16 protein-coding genes are annotated in these 16125 nt (G+C 67.7%); 5 read left to right on the plus strand and 11 right to left on the minus strand.

The window, feature by feature from the left end; translation table 11 throughout:
- Positions 1-118: 118 nt before the first annotated feature.
- The 4 genes from AU185_RS21995 (at position 119) to AU185_RS22010 (ending at position 3578) form a co-directional block, all read left to right on the plus strand.
- The gene (locus tag AU185_RS21995; RefSeq protein WP_059101878.1) at positions 119-871 is read left to right on the plus strand and encodes an acyl-[acyl-carrier-protein] thioesterase; all 753 of its coding nucleotides are present in this window, start codon (positions 119-121) and stop codon (positions 869-871) included.
- A 70-nt stretch (positions 872-941) separates the two neighbouring features.
- On the plus strand, positions 942-2387 hold the full coding sequence (locus tag AU185_RS22000) for a PE-PPE domain-containing protein (RefSeq protein WP_059101879.1): 1446 nt from the start codon (positions 942-944) through the stop codon (positions 2385-2387).
- A 76-nt stretch (positions 2388-2463) separates the two neighbouring features.
- The gene (locus AU185_RS22005; protein WP_059102086.1) at positions 2464-2793 is read left to right on the plus strand and encodes a hypothetical protein; all 330 of its coding nucleotides are present in this window, start codon (positions 2464-2466) and stop codon (positions 2791-2793) included.
- Positions 2794-2825: 32 nt separating this feature from the next.
- A complete protein-coding gene (locus AU185_RS22010; RefSeq protein ID WP_059101880.1) occupies positions 2826-3578 on the plus strand; it encodes an enoyl-CoA hydratase in 753 nt (250 codons plus the stop codon).
- Here the strand turns inward: AU185_RS22010 and AU185_RS22015 are convergent, their stop codons facing one another.
- From AU185_RS22015 to AU185_RS22050, 8 genes are all read right to left on the minus strand, one after another.
- A complete protein-coding gene (locus AU185_RS22015; protein WP_502688000.1) occupies positions 3579-4745 on the minus strand; it encodes a dihydrolipoamide acetyltransferase family protein in 1167 nt (388 codons plus the stop codon).
- Positions 4746-4750: 5 nt separating this feature from the next.
- Positions 4751-5824, minus strand: coding sequence for an alpha-ketoacid dehydrogenase subunit beta (locus tag AU185_RS22020; protein ID WP_059101882.1), 1074 nt, complete (start codon positions 5822-5824; stop codon positions 4751-4753).
- Between the two features lies 1 nt (position 5825).
- Positions 5826-6926: a pyruvate dehydrogenase (acetyl-transferring) E1 component subunit alpha gene (gene pdhA / locus AU185_RS22025; RefSeq protein ID WP_059101883.1), complete on the minus strand. Its 1101-nt coding sequence runs from the start codon at positions 6924-6926 to the stop codon at positions 5826-5828.
- Positions 6927-7025: 99 nt separating this feature from the next.
- Complete coding sequence (locus tag AU185_RS22030) at positions 7026-7844, minus strand: HpcH/HpaI aldolase/citrate lyase family protein (RefSeq protein ID WP_059101884.1); 819 nt, start codon at positions 7842-7844, stop codon at positions 7026-7028.
- Positions 7844-8344, minus strand: a complete 501-nt coding sequence (locus tag AU185_RS22035; protein ID WP_059101885.1) for a MaoC family dehydratase — start codon at positions 8342-8344, stop codon at positions 7844-7846. Before AU185_RS22035 ends, AU185_RS22030 begins: the two co-directional genes overlap by 1 nt.
- Positions 8341-9501, minus strand: a complete 1161-nt coding sequence (locus AU185_RS22040) for an acyl-CoA dehydrogenase family protein (RefSeq protein ID WP_059101886.1) — start codon at positions 9499-9501, stop codon at positions 8341-8343. Before AU185_RS22040 ends, AU185_RS22035 begins: the two co-directional genes overlap by 4 nt.
- Positions 9498-11495 (minus strand): acetyl-CoA carboxylase biotin carboxylase subunit, encoded by a 1998-nt coding sequence (locus AU185_RS22045; RefSeq protein ID WP_059101887.1) that lies wholly within the window; start codon positions 11493-11495, stop codon positions 9498-9500. The genes AU185_RS22040 and AU185_RS22045 overlap by 4 nt, the downstream gene beginning before the upstream one ends.
- Before the next feature lie 8 nt (positions 11496-11503).
- Positions 11504-13054 carry a carboxyl transferase domain-containing protein gene (locus AU185_RS22050; protein WP_059101888.1) on the minus strand — a complete coding sequence of 517 codons (1551 nt, stop codon included), beginning with the start codon at positions 13052-13054 and terminating at the stop codon, positions 11504-11506.
- Between the two features lie 92 nt (positions 13055-13146).
- Here AU185_RS22050 and AU185_RS22055 point away from each other — a divergent pair, with 92 nt between their 5' ends.
- Positions 13147-13776 (plus strand): SACE_7040 family transcriptional regulator, encoded by a 630-nt coding sequence (locus AU185_RS22055; protein ID WP_059101889.1) that lies wholly within the window; start codon positions 13147-13149, stop codon positions 13774-13776.
- Between the two features lie 3 nt (positions 13777-13779).
- Here the strand turns inward: AU185_RS22055 and AU185_RS25395 are convergent, their stop codons facing one another.
- The 3 genes from AU185_RS25395 to AU185_RS22065 all read right to left on the minus strand — a co-directional run bounded on the left by AU185_RS25395 (position 13780) and on the right by AU185_RS22065 (position 16115).
- The gene (locus tag AU185_RS25395; RefSeq protein ID WP_165606493.1) at positions 13780-13935 is read right to left on the minus strand and encodes a hypothetical protein; all 156 of its coding nucleotides are present in this window, start codon (positions 13933-13935) and stop codon (positions 13780-13782) included.
- Between the two features lie 39 nt (positions 13936-13974).
- Positions 13975-14184, minus strand: a complete 210-nt coding sequence (locus AU185_RS22060) for a hypothetical protein (RefSeq protein ID WP_059101890.1) — start codon at positions 14182-14184, stop codon at positions 13975-13977.
- Positions 14185-14276: 92 nt separating this feature from the next.
- On the minus strand, positions 14277-16115 hold the full coding sequence (locus AU185_RS22065; RefSeq protein WP_082684046.1) for an alpha/beta hydrolase family protein: 1839 nt from the start codon (positions 16113-16115) through the stop codon (positions 14277-14279).
- Positions 16116-16125 lie beyond the last annotated feature (10 nt).

The raw sequence follows: 16125 nt of genomic DNA on the forward strand, positions 1-16125 counted from the left end.
CAGGCCTAAACCACTAACACCGAGTGTCAAGGATCAACCGAAACAGATTCGTCAAGGATCAACCGACGTCAGACAGGGGGCGCAGGGATGAGATCTCCGGCCTGCTACACATGACCCGATGCCAACCAACGACGGCGAGCACCGGCTGAGTCCGCTACCGCAGACCGGTTACGTCTACCGGACTGCATGGCCGGTCGCGACCGGCGACATCGACGGCAACCTGCATCTGCGCCTGGACGGCGTGGCGCGCTATATCCAGGAGGTCGGCGCGCAGCACCTCGTCGATGCCGGCGAGGCCGACGACCACCCGCACTGGCTTGTCCAGCGCACCGTCATCGACGTGATCGAGCCGATCGAGTTTCCCAACGAGGTCTCGTTCAGTCGGTGGTGCTCGGCGCTGTCGACCCGATGGTGCACGATGCGCGTCGACCTGGTCGGCAGCGACGGTGGCCGGATCGAGACCGAGGGCTTCTGGATCGCCATCAACAGCAAGACGCTGACGCCGCAGCGCGCCTCCGACAGCCTGATCGCGCGCTTCGCGACAACCACCGACGAGCTGCGCCTCAAGTGGCGGCCCTGGCTGACGAACCTCGAGGACGCCACCGACGAGACGCCATTTCCGTTGCGTCGCACCGACATCGACATCTTCGAGCACGTCACCAACACCGCCTACTGGCACGCCGTCCACGAAGTGATGCCGTTGACCCCTGAGGTGTGCCGCGCCCCGTATCGCGCGGTCGTCGAGTACCGCAGGCCGATCCGCTACGGCGAGGATGTCAGCCTCCGGTGGGCGCAGCGCGAAGATGGGGTGCACATCGCGTTGACCGTCGGGGACGACGTCCGCGCAGCCGCGCTGATCGCCAAACTGTAGCGGCCGGCCTCGCGTACCATTTCCGGCAGCCGCGCGCGTTTGCTGCGTGGGGGGCGGGAAGGACGACGGGATGGCCGGATCCGGGGGCAAGCGGGCGACGAGGTTTGCGATGACCGTCGCCGCGGCCGGCGTCGCGACCAGTGTGGTCGGCCTGGCCGTAACCCACCCGGCCTCGATCTCGGCAACGCTGGTCGACCTGTCGGCCCTGATCGTCGTCGGCAGTTCGACGAACCCGACCGGCGAGGGAGTGACCGAATTCTTCGGCGGGAAGTTCAACGATCCCATCTACACGAACTACGACGGCGGCAACGACATCGTCTACGTCGACTTTCGCACCGGGCCCGCCGGCATCCAGCAGGCGCTCGATGACAACGCCGGCGAGCGCAACGCGGTGCTGGCCTCCGGCTGGGGGGCGGCCAACGCCAGTTTGCTGCTGCTGCGGGACCGACCCGACCTGGACCAAACCGTCTTCATCCTCGACAACGACGTCGCGCGGCCCGATGGCGGTTTCGGCACCAGATACCCGTGGTTCGCGCTGATCGGGGTCAACCCGATCCCGACTCCGAGTGACGTGCCCGCCCTGCGCGCGGTCAACATCGGCTACGAGTACGACTACAACTCCAACGCCCCGGCCGACGTGCTCAACCCGGTGGCCGCGGTCAACTCGTTGGTGGGCTACCTCTACACGCGCCTGAACCAGTCCGAGCGCGATCTGCCGGTCGACGCCGAGGGTAAGCCGACCGTCTCCTGCGGCGCGAACACCTGCGCGATCACGGTGTCCGGCGCCGTCCTCGACTGCCCCGACGCGCGCTGCAGCTCCCCCGCGGACAGGATCACGACCTACGTCACCACCAGAAACAACACGACGTACGTCACGTACACCGCCGAAGAGCTGCCGCTGACCCGGCTGATTCGCGACGTCTTCGGTGACCAAATCGCCGATCTGACCGGGCCGCTGCTGAAGGTCGTCGTGGACTCGGCGTACTACGGCGGCAACCCGATACCCAGCGATCCCAGCGCCTACCGCCCGGCCCGGCTCTTCCCCTCGCCCGCCGAGCTGTTGGCCGCCGCGGCGAAGGTCCCGACCGCGATCCAGCAGGGCCTTACGTCGGTCTCGCCGCCCGCTCAGTCGCAGGAGCCGGCCACCAAGGACACCACGGACAACGAGGACAACGCGGATATCGAGGACAACGAGGACACCGAGCGACGGTCGCTGGCGGCGACGGCGGAACAGTCCAATCCGGACACCACGCCGTCAGCGGTCAAGCGCAAGCCGCAGATCAACGTCGTGCGGGACAGCATAAAGGCCGAGCCCGGTACCCCCGGTGTGGACGACACCAAAGAGGATCCGGAAGACGTTGCGGCCGAGGAAGAGTCGATCACCACAGCTCCGTCGGAGCAGGTCGGCACCGAGCCGATCGATGCAGACCCGATCGGCCGCGACACCGACACCGACACCGATACCCAGGACGACTCCGTGGACTCCGCCGCCGGAAACGCCGACGCCGCAGCGTAATGCGCACGCGGTCGATACACTCGTCGACGTGAACATCGGGCGCGGCCTTGCGGCCCTCACAGCCAGTGCAGTGCTGATGGGATCGCTCGCGGCACCCGTGCACGCCGGCCCGCCGAGCTATGGCAGCAACGGCGTCTTCAACGTCATCACCAATCCCCGGCCGGGGTGGGCGACGGCAACGATCGAACCGGGCCGCTACCGGGTCGACCAGGCACCGAGCATGCCGCCGTATCAGAGCGCACAGGGCTTCTGGTACCGATGCCACAACTTCCCGTGCAGCCCGAGCTATCCCGCGAATGTGATCGCCTCGGCGCCGGCCGACCGTAACGCCCCGACCTTCGTCGACATCCTGCCCACCGACGTCGCCGTGGCACTGCACAACGTCACGCTCACGGTCGCCAACTGAACCCGGCCCGCATCGGTCATTAGGCTGAGCGGGTGTCTGATCCGGTACTGGTCCACATCGAGGACCGCATCGCAGTCCTGACCGTCAACGACCCGGAACGCCGCAACGCCGTCACCTTCGAGATATCCGCCGCGCTGCGCGAAGCCGTCGATGCCGCCGAGGCCGATCCCGATGTACACGCGCTGATCGTCACCGGCGCGGGTAAGGCGTTCTGCGCCGGAGCGGATCTGAGCGCACTCGGCGAGGCCACCGAGGACGGCTTGCGCAGGATCTACGACGGTTTCCTGGCGGTCGCCCACTGCAAGCTGCCGACGATCGCGGCGGTCAACGGTGCAGCGGTCGGGGCGGGACTGAACCTGGCGCTGGCCGCCGACATGCGCATCGCGGGGCCGGCGGCGCTGTTCGACCCACGCTTCCAGAAGCTGGGCATCCACCCGGGCGGTGGTGCGACCTGGATGCTGCAGCGCGCCGTGGGGCCGCAGGTTGCGCGCGCCTCGCTGCTGTTCGGCATGCGTTTCGATGCGGAATCGGCCGTGCGGCACGGGTTGGCGCTTGCGGTCGCCGACGATCCGGTGGCCGCGGCCCGCGAGTTGGCCGCAGGCCCGGCCGGCGCACCGCGCGAGGTGGTGCTGTCGACCAAGGCGTCGATGCGGGCGACGGTCAACCCCGGCGCCGTCGACACCGACCAGCACGGCGTCGCGGTCGGCATCGAATTGGGCCCGCAGGCCGCCTCGATCCAGTCGCCGGAGTTTCAGCAGCGCCTCGCCGCCGCGAAACGCAGATAGCTAGAGATCGAGCAGCGCTGTCTCCGGTGCTTCGATGAGGTCGCGCAGTTCTCCCAGGAAGGCTGCCACCTGCGCACCGTCGGCGATGCGATGGTCGAAGGCGCAGGTGAGGTTCATCGTGGGCCGCGCGACGACTGCACCGTCGACGACGACCGCGCGCGGCTTGAGCGCGCCGACGCCGAGGATGGCGGCCTCGGGGTAGTTGATCACGGGCACGCCCTCATCCAGTCCGAGCGCCCCGAAGTTCGACACGGTGAACGTCGAGCCCTGCAGTTCGGTGGGTTTGACGGTGCCCGCCCGGGTCTCGCGGATCAGCCGCGCAACCGTCACCGCCAGTTCCCGGGTCGTCTTGAGATGCGCATCGGTGACCACCGGCACCAACAGGCCGCGCGGCGCCGCGAGCCCGAACCCGAGATGCACGGCCGAATGCAGGTGGATCTGCGCGCCGTCGGTGGTGTCGACCCAGGTGGCGTTCAGGTTCGGGTGATGCCGCAGCGCGATCGTCAACAGCCGCAGCGTCAGCACGAACGGCGTGACCGGCGCGTCCTCCTCGGCTCGGTCGCCCAGCCGGTCGCGCAGCCGGAGCAGGTTCGTCCCGTCGACCTGGACAGAGGCGTGGGCGTCTGGAATCTCCCTGCGTGACAAGGTCATTCGGTGCGCCATCTCGGCCTGTACACCGCGCACCGCCACCATGTCGGGGCTCGGCGCGGACCGGCCCGCGGCTGCGAGCACGTCTTCGCGGGTGATCATACCGCCGGGACCGGAACCGGCCAGCGCGCCCAGGTCCACGTTGAGCTCGGCGGCCAGTTTCCGGACCGGTGGCTTGGCGCGACCGCGGTGTGGCGGCGGCGTGCTCGACCGCCTGCTGTTGTCCATGGCGTCGTCGGCGCCGTACCCGACCAGTACGGGTTTGCGCTTCTGGGCGGGCGGCTCGGCATCGGTCGCGATGCGCACCAGCGTGGCGCCGACGGGCAACGTGTCGCCCTCGCGCCCGCCGAGTTCGACGATGCGGCCCGCGTAGGGACTCGGGATCTCGACTTCGGCCTTGTTGGTCTCGACGGTGCACAGCGTCTGGTTCAGCTCGACGTCGTCGCCGACCGAGACGCTCCACGCGGTGATCGTCGCGTCTTCGAGTCCCTCGCCGAGATCGGGAACCCGGAAATCCATCACGCTCACGGCTGCTCCAACGTTCGTTCGACGCAGTCGAGCAGCCGGTCCACCCCGGGCAGCCACAGTTTCTCCAGCCGGGCAGGCGGATACGGCGTGTCGAATCCCGTGGCCCGCAACACCGGAGCCTCCAGGTCGTAGAACAACTCCTCCTGGATTCGGGCGGCCAGTTCGGCGCCGAAGCCCAACGTGCGCGGGCCTTCGTGCATCACCACGACCCGGCCGGTGCGTCGCACCGATTCGGCGACCGCGTCGAAGTCCAACGGGTTCAACGTGCGCAGGTCGAGCACCTCGATGTTCCAGTCATGATGCTCGGCAGCGATTTCCGCTGCGCTCAGCGCGGTGGCGACCAGCGGACCGTATGTCACCACGGTGACGTCCGCGCCGGCACGCCGGATCGCCGCCCGACCGAGCGGAAGACCCGGTGTGGTGGTGTCGACCGGTTCACGCACCCAGTACCGGCGCTTGGGCTCGAGGTAGATGACGGGGTCGCGGCTGGTGATCGACTGGCGCAGCAGCCAATACGCATCCGACGGTGTCGACGGAACCGCCACCTTCAATCCGGCGGTGTGCAGCCAATAGGTTTCGGTGGACTCCGAATGATGTTCGACGGCACCGATTCCGCCGAACGACGGGATGCGGATGGTCACCGGCATGTCGAGGCCGCCGCGGGTACGCATCCGGTATTTGGCCAGATGGCTGACGATCTGATCGAATGCCGGGGCGGCGAACCCGTCGAACTGGATCTCCGGGACGGGTACGAGTCCGCGGATCGCCATTCCGACTGCGATGCCGACGATCGCCGACTCCGCCAGCGGGGTGTCGAAACAGCGCTGCTCGCCGAAGGTTTCGGCCAGGCCCTCGGTGACCCGGAACACGCCGCCGAGGGTGGCCACGTCTTCGCCGAACACGAGCACCCGATCGTCGGAGGCCATCGCGTCGTGCAGGGCGCGGTTGATGGCCTGCGCCATGGTCAGCGTCGGCAGAACAGAGTCCGCCGGCACCGGCGTCAGCAGCGGTCCGCGCGGCTCCGGTGCGTCGTCGCCGTGCATCGGGGGCCGTTCGATGATCTGGGTCATGTCACGCCTCCTTCGCCAGTTCGGCCGTCAGTTGTTCGCGCTGGGCCGCCAAGTCGGGCGTGATGTCGTGGTAGACGGTGTCGAAGATCTCGGAGACGTCGAAGTCCTCGGCCCCGACGATGGCCTCGCGTAATTCGGCGCGCAGCCGTTTCGATCTGGCCCGCACGCGTTCCTCGAGCCGGTCGGTCCAGACGTCAATCGACTGCAGATACGTGCGGTAGCGACTGATCGGATCGCGGGCCGCCCATGCGTCGACCTCCTCCTGCGACCGGTAGCGGGTCGGGTCGTCGGAAGTGGTGTGCGGTCCCATGCGATAGGTGATGGCCTCGATCAATGTGGGGCCACAACCCTCGCGTGCACGAGCTGCCGCCTCCGCCACCACCTGATAGCAGGCCAGCACGTCGTTGCCGTCGACGCGGACGCCGGGTATGCCGTAGCCGGGGGCGCGATGCGCGATCGACGGCGCGGCCAGCTGCTTGCTGACGGGCACCGAGATGGCCCACTGGTTGTTCTGCACGAAGAACACGCACGGCGCCCGGTACACCGCGGCGAAGTTGACTGCCTCGTGGACGTCGCCCGCGCTGGTGGCGCCGTCGCCGATGAACGCCACCGTCACCGAATCCTCACCGAGGCGTTGCGCGGCCATCGCGGCGCCGACCGCGTGCAGTCCGTGGGTGCCGATCGGGATCGCGATCGGGGCGACGCATTTTTCGGTGAACCCGAGCCCACCGTGCCACTTACCGCGCCACACGGCGCCCATCTGGGCGGGACTGATTCCGCGCAGCAGAAACGCGCCGATCTCCCGGTACTGCGGGAACAGCCAATCGGTTTTGCGTAGGCAGGCGGCGGCGCCGATCTGCGCGGCCTCCTGCCCGCGGCACGACGCGAACAGCGCCAACTCGCCCTGTCGCTGCAGGTTGACGAACTCAGTGTCGATTTCGCGCGTGACGACCATCGACTCGTAGAGCCACGACAACGTCTCGGGTGGGAGGTCTCGGCGGTATCGAGAGGCGGCGCTCGCGGTGGTCGGCGTCCCGTCCGGGGCGACCAGTTGAACCGGCTGCAACTCGACATCCAGGGATGCCTGAACAGACCCTGCCATACCGCCTCCTAGGGTCACTGACGGCGGATCGCGCCGTCAGGCGACTGAGGTGCTCAGCACGGAGACGTTCAGAGCAGGCCCCCGGTGTGGGGGTGTCGGCTAGTCGCCGGGGTGTGGCGCTAACGCGACGATTCGCTCTGCCCGCCGCAGTACTGGGGCATCCACCATTATGCCTTCGAATTGGAAGACACCCCTAGCATCGCGGGCGGCAGCCAGCACGTGTCGCGCCCATTCGACCTGATCAGCCGACGGAGCATAGCCCTCCCGAATGACCGCGACCTGCGACGGATGGATCGCGACCTTCACGTCGAAACCGACGGCCACCGCGTCGTCGACCTCGGCGCGCAGACCGTCGAGGTTCTTGATGTCGAGAAACACCGAGTCCAGCGCCAGCCGCCCGTACGCCTTGGCCGCGAGCAGCGTCTGCGAGCGCACGTGCCTGGCGACCTCGCGGTAGCTGCCGTCGGGATAGCGGTTGGCCGTGCCGCCGGTGACCGCGAACAGGTCCTCGGCGCCCCACATCAGCGCGACCGCGTTGTCCATGCGCGCCAGATCGGTCACCGCGAGCACACCGAGCGGCGTCTCGATCAGCACGACGACATCCAGCGGTGCGAGGTCGCGCACCTGTTGCGGGTCCTCGGTTTTGGCGAGCATGACAGTGGTGTAGGAGGTCTTCGACAGCGCCTCGAGGTCCAGTTGGTGATCGGCGGTGGCGCTCGGGTTGACCCGCACCACCGTGCGGGCCGGGTCCAGCGGACTGTCGACCAGCGCTGCGCGGGCGGCCTCCCGGTCCTTGGCCGCGACCCCGTCCTCGAGGTCGAGGATCACGACATCGGCGGCAGCGGCGGCCTTTTCGAACCGTTCCGGGCGGTCGGCCGGGCAGAACAACCAGGCGACGCCCGGCTTGTCGAGGGCCATCAGCTCTGCTCCGCCGGCTTCATGCGCACCATCGTCTTGCGCGACGCCGTCGCCACGATGTCACCGTGCTGGTTGCGGCCGGTGTGCGCGAACGTCACGATCCCCTCACCCGGCCGGCTCTTCGACTCCCGCTTCTCGAGCACCTCGGACTCCGCGTACAGGGTGTCGCCGTGGAAGAGCGGCTTCGGGAACGCGATCTCGCCGAACCCGAGATTGCCGACGATGGTGCCCTGCGTCAGCTGCGCCACCGACAGCCCGACCAGCGTGGACAGCGTGAACATCGAGTTGACCAGCCGCTGGTTGAACGGCGGCAAAGCATCTGAGAACGCGGCGTCCAGATGCAGCGCCTGGGTGTTCATCGTCAGCGTCGTGAACAGGACGTTGTCCGCCTCGGTGATGGTGCGCCCCGGCCGATGCTGGTACAGCACGCCGGTCTCGAACTCCTCGTACCACAACCCACGCTGGATCACGACCTTCTTCGAAGCGTCTTGTCCGCTCACAGACCCAGCTCCCGTCCGATCAGCATCAACTGCACTTCGGTTGTGCCCTCACCGATTTCGAGGATCTTGCTGTCACGGTAGTGCCGTGCAACGGGATATTCGTTCATGAAGCCGTAGCCCCCGAAGATCTGCGTTGCATCGCGGGCGTTGTCCATCGCGGCCTCACTGGCAACCATTTTGGCGATCGCAGCCGCCTTCTTGAACGGCTTTCCGGCCAGCATCAGTGCGGCGGCGTCGTAGTAGGCCGTGCGCGCGATATGCGCCCGTGCCTCCATCCGCGCGATCTTGAACGCGATCGCCTGGTAGGTGCCGATCGCGGCGCCGAACGCCTCGCGTTCCTTGGCGTAGCGGACACATTCGTCGACGCAACCCTGCGCGGATCCGACCGACAGCGCGGCGATCGCGATGCGGCCCTCATCGAGGATGCGCAGGAAGTTTGCGTAGCCCCGGCCGCGTTCGCCGAGCAGGTTCTCCTCGGGCACCCGCACGTCGTCGAAGCTCAACGGGTGGGTGTCCGACGCGTTCCAGCCGACCTTGTTGTACGCCGGTTCGGCGGTGAAGCCCGGCGTCGGAACGGGCACCAGGATCGCCGAGATCTCCTTTTTGCCACCGCTTTCGCCCGTGACGGCCGTAACCGTCACGAGCTTGGTGATGTCGGTGCCCGAGTTCGTGATGAACTGCTTGGACCCGTTGATCACCCAGTGCCCATCGTCGAGCTTGGCCGTCGTCTTGGTGGCGCCGGCGTCGCTACCGCCGCCGGCTTCGGTGAGCCCGAACGCACCGAGGGCCTTGCCGCTTGCCAGCAGCGGCAGCCACTCCTGCTTCTGCTCCTCGGTTCCGAACCGGTACACCGGCATCGCGCCCAGTGACACACCAGCCTCGAGCGTGATCGCCACGCTTTGGTCGACCTTGCCGAGTTCCTCCAGCGCGAGGCACAACGCGAAGTAGTCGCCGCCCATGCCGCCGTACTCTTCGGGGAATGGCAGGCCGAACAGGCCCATGTCGGCCATCCCCGCGACCACCTCGTACGGGAACGAGTGTTCCTCGTCGTGTTTGGCCGCGACCGGCGCCACCACGCTCTGAGCGAAGTCGCGGACCGTCTTGGCCAGCTGTTCGTAGTGGTCCGGCAGCATGCCGGTCGCCAGAAATTCAGTCATAGCTCTTCCTTCTCCGCTGTGGTGGTCTCCGCGGCGACTCGTGCCAGCAGCTGGCCCACCTTCACCTGATCGCCCACGGCGACAAGGAGTTCCGCCACGCCGTCGACCGGCGCCGCCAGGGCGTGTTCCATCTTCATGGCCTCGACGGTCACCACGACTGCGCCTGCCGCGACCCGTTCTCCGTCGGTAACTCCGACGGCGACAACAGAACCCGGCATCGGGCTGGTCAGCTCGGCGTCGCCGCTATGCGCGTCGTCGGGCCGCACCGGGGCTTCGCGGACTTCCTCGACCGCGACGGTGCGACCGGGACCGGCCAGCCAGGTCCGTCCGTCCTCGGCTGCGACGACGTAGTCGGTGCGCACGTCGTCGAACGTGACCGCCAGCCGGTCACCGGCCAACGATGCCGACAGCGAATGTGGTTGACCGTCCTCGATCACCGCGCTCGCCGCTGTCGGCGTGCCGCTCAGGTGGACGTGGTCGGTGCGCTCACCCGATCGCAACCGGTACGTGGTCGGCGCGTGCCGGCCCATCCGCCAGCCCGACGGGACGGCCCACAGGTCACCGACGGGTTGCGGCCACGCCCGCAGCCACCTGTAAGCCGCGGCCGCGGCCAGGTCGGCATCCTCCGCGGTCGCCGACCGGAAGTCCGGGCTCCGACGGTCGAGCAGACCGGTGTCGAGCCGGCCGGCCACGACGTCGGGGTCGGCGAGCAGGAATCGCAGGAACTCGATATTCGTGGTGACACCGAGGACCGCGGTCTGCGCGAGCGCCCGGTCCAACGCCCGTAGGGCACCGGCCCGGTCGTCGGCGTGGGCGACGATCTTCGACAGCATCGGGTCATAGTCACTGCCGATCACCGAACCCCGGGTCAGGCCGGAGTCCACCCGGATGCCGGGCCCCTGCGGTTCGGCTAGGTCGAGCACCCGGCCACCGGTCGGCAGGAAGCCGCGCCCAGGATCCTCGGCGTAGACACGGGCCTCGATCGCGTGCCCGGACATGGTGATGTCGGCTTGCGCGATGGACAGCTTCTCCCCCGCCGCGATGCGCACCTGCTGCTCGACGAGGTCGACGCCGGTGACCATTTCGGTGACCGGGTGCTCGACCTGCAGGCGGGTGTTCATCTCCATGAAGAAGAACTCGTCGGGCCGATCGGCGGACACGATGAACTCGACGGTGCCCGCACCGGTGTAGTCGACACTGCGGGCGGTGTCGCACGCGGCCGCGCCGATCCGCGCCCGCGTTGCCTCGTCCAGCAGCGGGGACGGCGCCTCCTCGACGACCTTCTGGTGGCGGCGCTGCAGGCTGCACTCGCGCTCGCCGAGATGCACCACGGCGCCGTAACCATCGGCGAGCACCTGCACCTCGATATGGCGCGGGTTCAACACGAACCGTTCGAGAAACAGCGTGTCGTCGCCGAATGCGGCGGCGGCCTCGCGACGCGCCGAGACGAGGGCGGCCGGCAACTCCGTGGGCTCATGCACGACGCGCATACCCTTGCCGCCGCCGCCCGCCGACGGCTTGACGAGGACGGGGAAGCCGACCTCTTCGGCACCCGCGACGAGATCGTCGTCGGTCAGGCCCGGGCGGGACACGCCGGGCACCACAGGCACCCCGAACGCGGACACCGCGGCCTTCGCCGCGATCTTGTCCCCCATGGTCTGGATCGCACCGACCGGTGGACCGATGAACACGATCCCCGCGGACTGCAGCGCAGCGGCGAATTGCGCGTTCTCCGAGAGGAATCCGTAGCCGGGGTGGACGGCCTGCGCGCCGGTCCGTCGGGCCGCCGTGATCACCGCGTCGATGTCGAGGTAGCTCTCCCGCGCGGCCGCCGGACCGATGCGGACCGCGACGTCGGCCTCGGCGACATGGCGAGCACCGGCATCGGCATCGCTGAACACCGCGACCGAACGGATACCCATCGCCCGCAGCGTGCGGATGACCCGCACGGCGATCTCGCCGCGGTTGGCCACCAGAACGGTGTCGAAGTTCATGTCTTCACTCACATCCGGAACACGCCGTAGGAAACCGATTCGAGCGGCGCCTGACCGACCACCGAGAGCGCCAGCCCCAGAACGGTTCTGGTGTCGGCGGGATCGATAACCCCGTCGTCCCACAACCGTGCGGTCGAGTAGTAGGGGTTGCCCTGGTGTTCGTACTGCGCGCGGATGGGCGCCTTGAAGGTCTCCTCCTCCTCGGCCGTCATCTCGCCGCGCACGGTCGCCAGCACCGCGGCAGCTTGCTCACCGCCCATCACGGAGATCCGTGCGTTGGGCCACATCCACAGGAAGCGCGGGGAATACGCGCGCCCGCACATCGAATAGTTGCCCGCTCCGTAGGAGCCGCCGATGACGACGGTCAGCTTCGGCACCCGCGCGCACGCCACCGCGGTGACCATTTTCGCGCCATGCTTGGCGATACCGCCCGCCTCGTAGTCACGGCCGACCATGAAGCCGGAGATGTTCTGCAGGAAGAGCAGCGGTGTGTTCCGCTTGTCGCACAGCTCGATGAAATGCGCTCCCTTGAGCGCTGATTCGCTGAACAGCACGCCGTTGTTGGCGATGATGCCGACCGGATGGCCGTGGATGCGGGCGAAGCCGGTGACCAGTGTGCTGCCGTACTCGGCCTTGAACTCGGCGAACTCGCCACCGTCGACGATGCGGGTGATTACCTCGTGTACGTCGTAGGGAACCCGCGAGTCGACCGGCACCACATCGTAGAGCTCCGTCTGGTCGGCCACCGGTTCCTCGACCGGCCGGACGTCCCACGGCAGCGGCTCGCGGGGACCGAGCGTGGCGACGATGCGCCGCACGATATGCAGTGCATCGCGATCGTCATGGGCCAAATGGTCTGTCACACCGGAGGTTTTGGAATGCAGATCGCCGCCGCCGAGTTCCTCGGCCGTGACCACCTCACCCGTCGCCGCCTTCACCAGGGGTGGTCCGCCCAGGAAGATGGTGCCCTGATTGCGCACGATCACGGCCTCGTCGCTCATCGCGGGCACGTACGCGCCGCCCGCGGTGCACGACCCCAGCACAGCCGCGATCTGCGGGATGCCCTCGGCCGACAGATTGGCCTGGTTGTAGAAGATTCGACCGAAATGGTCCCGGTCCGGGAACACCTCGTCCTGCCGCGGCAGGAAGGCGCCGCCCGAGTCGACGAGGTAGATGCACGGCAGCCGGTTCTGTCCGGCGACCTCCTGGGCGCGCAGATGTTTCTTGACCGTGATCGGGTAGTACGTGCCGCCCTTGACCGTCGCGTCGTTGGCGACGATCACGCACTCCCGGCCCGAGACCCGGCCGATACCGGTGATGATGCCCGCGCCCGGACACTCGTCGTCGTACATCCCATCGGCGGCGAGCGGGGTGAGTTCGAGGAACGGGCTGCCGGGATCGAGCAGGCCGTCCACCCGGTCGCGGGGCAGCAGCTTGCCGCGGCTGACGTGGCGCTCGCGGGCGCGCTCGGAGCCGCCGAGCGCCGCAGCGGCGAGCTTCGAACGCAGTTCGTCGACCAACGCGAGGTGTTCCTCGCGGTGTGAAGACCGCGGTGTCATCGATGAACCCGTTCCGGTTGAGTTAATAACGATTAACTCGTGGTATGTTAGTCACGATTAACCCAAATGTCTACCAGCAGGCGGGAGGCGCGTTGTCCCCTACTCCGGCCCCTCAGCTGCCCACCACCAACCGCAGCAAGGCGAAATCGGACCGCCGGTCGCAGTTGATCGCCGCGGCCGAACGACTGGTGGCCGAACGGGGATATCTGGCGGTGCGGCTGGAGGACATCGGCGCCGCGGCAGGCGTCAGTGGACCGGCGATCTACCGGCACTTCCCCAACAAGGAGGCGTTGCTGGTCGAGCTGCTCGTCGGGATCAGCACCCGGCTGCTGGCCGGCGCGAGGGAGGTCGTCGCGGCCGCCGAGGATCCGGCCTCAGCATTGGACGGCCTGATCGACTTCCATCTGGAGTTCACGCTCGGCGAGCCCGACCTCATCCGAATCCAGGACCGCGACCTCGGCAACCTGCCCGCCTCCGCCAAGCGCCAGGTGCGCAAGGCGCAGCGGCAGTACGTCGAGATCTGGGTGGATGTGCTCAGGCAGGCGAACGACTCACTGGCCGAGGCCGACGCCCGATTGATGGCGCACGCGACGTTCGGCCTGTTGAACTCCACACCGCATGTCCTCAAGCCCGGAGCGACCAAAACGGCCGAGGCCAACCCACGAGCCGTCTTGAAGGCGATGACGGTCGCAGCGCTGACCTCGGCCGGTCGGAACGGCTAGGCGCTAGTACCAGACTTTTCGCCCACCGACCGGACGTCCGACGGACCCGAGGATCCAGAAGACGGCACCGATGACGAGCAGCACCACACCGATATAGGTCAGGATCGAGATCCCGAACACCAGACCGAGGATGAGCAGAATTGCTCCGAGAACAATCATCGTGACTCCATTCCTTTTGAGTTGTTCAGTGCCAGTTGGTCACTGGCTTGGTTCAGGCAGGTTGCAGTTCGTGACCTTCGGGTTGACGCCCGCGTAGTTCAACGGCCCGACGACCACGGTGAGGGCGATGCTGCCCGCTGTCGCACAATTGGTTTCGCTATTGCTGAAGTAATCCCGCTGATACGCGGCAACCACACCGATCAGCAACCAGATGAGAACTACAACGCCGAGAATTCCGCCACCTCGCATGCTGCGCCTCCTTCAACAGCGCCGGTCGGCGCGTGCGCAGCGTGTTTACCCCGCAGATAATTTCGGTAAACCTGGCTACGGCCACAATCGCGTTACAAGCTGCGGTGAGCGCCGAACGACGCAATCAGCCACTCGCGCATGGCTTTGACCAGCACCGCGCGGTTCTCGCGTTTGTCGATCTCGTGGCCGTCGTCGTCGAACATCAGCAGTTCGACCCTTCGGTTAAGCGCTTGCAGCGCTTCGAACATTTGCTGGGATTCGGTGGGCGGAACGTTCGTGTCATTGGCGCCGTGCACCAGCAGCAACGGCGCCGTCATTGCCTCGACGCGCTGCAGTGGGGACAGCTGCTCGAGCAGCTCGCGGTCACTGATCGGGTGGCCGTACTTCGGGTATGCGGCGGCCGCGATCCACGGCTCGGTGGTGCGGTACCAGGTGTTCAGATCGCTCATGCCGCAGATGCTGATTCCGGCGGCGAACCGGTCCGGGTGGAAGGTGAGCGCCGCCTGGGTCAGGTAGCCGCCGTAGGACCATCCGCAACACGCGATGCGTTCAGCGGGCGCGACGTCGTGCTCGACGAGGTACGCCACCGCATCGGCGACGTCGTCGATCGCGGCGAACCGTCGCTCCCGGTCATCGGCGTGCATGAACGACCGGCCGAATCCGCCCGAGCCTCGCACGTTCGGCAGGAACACACTGATGCCCTCCTCGAGCAGCGCCGGGAAGAACTCGTTGTACCCGGGTCTGCCCTGCCCCTCGGGTCCGCCGTGCAGGAACAGCATCGCGCCGATCGTCGGAATGCTCTCGGGCGGGCGGAACAGCCAGCCGGTGAATTGCAGGCCGTCCCGCGCCGTCACGGTCTCCAGGGTCGGATCGGCGCTGAGCGGTCCGGAGCTGGGTTCGCGGTCGACGATCTCCCACACCCCGGTGCGGGGGTCGACCAGTTCGACGGTCGGCGGGGTCGAGGGGCCCTCGACCGTCACCGCCAGCATCGACCCGCCCGCGCTGATGCTCAACTGGGTGGCCACCATGCCGGGCAGCGGGATCGGCTCGTGCAGGGTGTTGTCGCCGAGCTCGAGGATCTGTAACTCGCTGGCCCCGTGGATGTTCCACAACATCGCCACGGTGGACAGGTCATCGCTGACGGTGAACTCGTCGAGCTCGTGGTCCGGACGCTCGGCGAGGACCTGGTAGGCCACACCGTCGGCCGTGGTGGTGACCTCCAGTAGACGCGCGTACTCCGCGCCGTTCTCGCTGCGGATCAGTGCCCGCACAAAGCCTTCGGTGCTGTTGTCGTAGGCCTTCGCCGGGTAGTAGAGCTTGGTGGTCTCGCCTTCCAGTCCGGCGCGTAGCCGGCGGGGGTGATGGTCGTCAAGGATGATGCCGGTATCGGAGGTGGAGCCCGGATCGTATGGCAGCAGCGCGGTTTCGGTTCGTCCGCGCAGCATGATCAGGTCTCGGTAGCCGCGCGGCCCGACCCGCACCAGCGCGGCGCCGGCCCACGAATCGACCAGTCGACCGCTCGTGCGGCGGTCCAGCACGACGGTGTCACCGGTCGCGGGATCGATCAGACAGGAACTGCCGACACCGTCCTCGCCGGTCAGGATCGCGGCGACTTGCGTACCGTCCCAGCTGATCAGCTCGGCGGCCCCTTCCAGCATCTCCGATGGCCAGGTGTCGATACGACGCGCGTCGCGGTCATCCGGATCCGTTGTGACAACCCAAATCTGCGTGCGGGTACCACCGTCGGGCGCAACCTCGCAGGCGAGCCAGTGGCCGTCTGCGGAGTGCAGCACCCGGGTGACGGCACCCTCGATGGGCAGCTCGACGTCGCGTGACGAACTCGCGCGCCAGCCGCGCAGGAACCGCTGCACCGCGCGGGGGAAGCCGCCGTCGTCGACCAGGTGTGCGAACGCGGTCGCGTCGGGCGACATCGACGCGCCG

The sequence above is a fragment of the Mycobacterium sp. GA-0227b genome (genome assembly GCF_001499855.1).
Lineage (GTDB): Bacteria > Actinomycetota > Actinomycetes > Mycobacteriales > Mycobacteriaceae > Mycobacterium.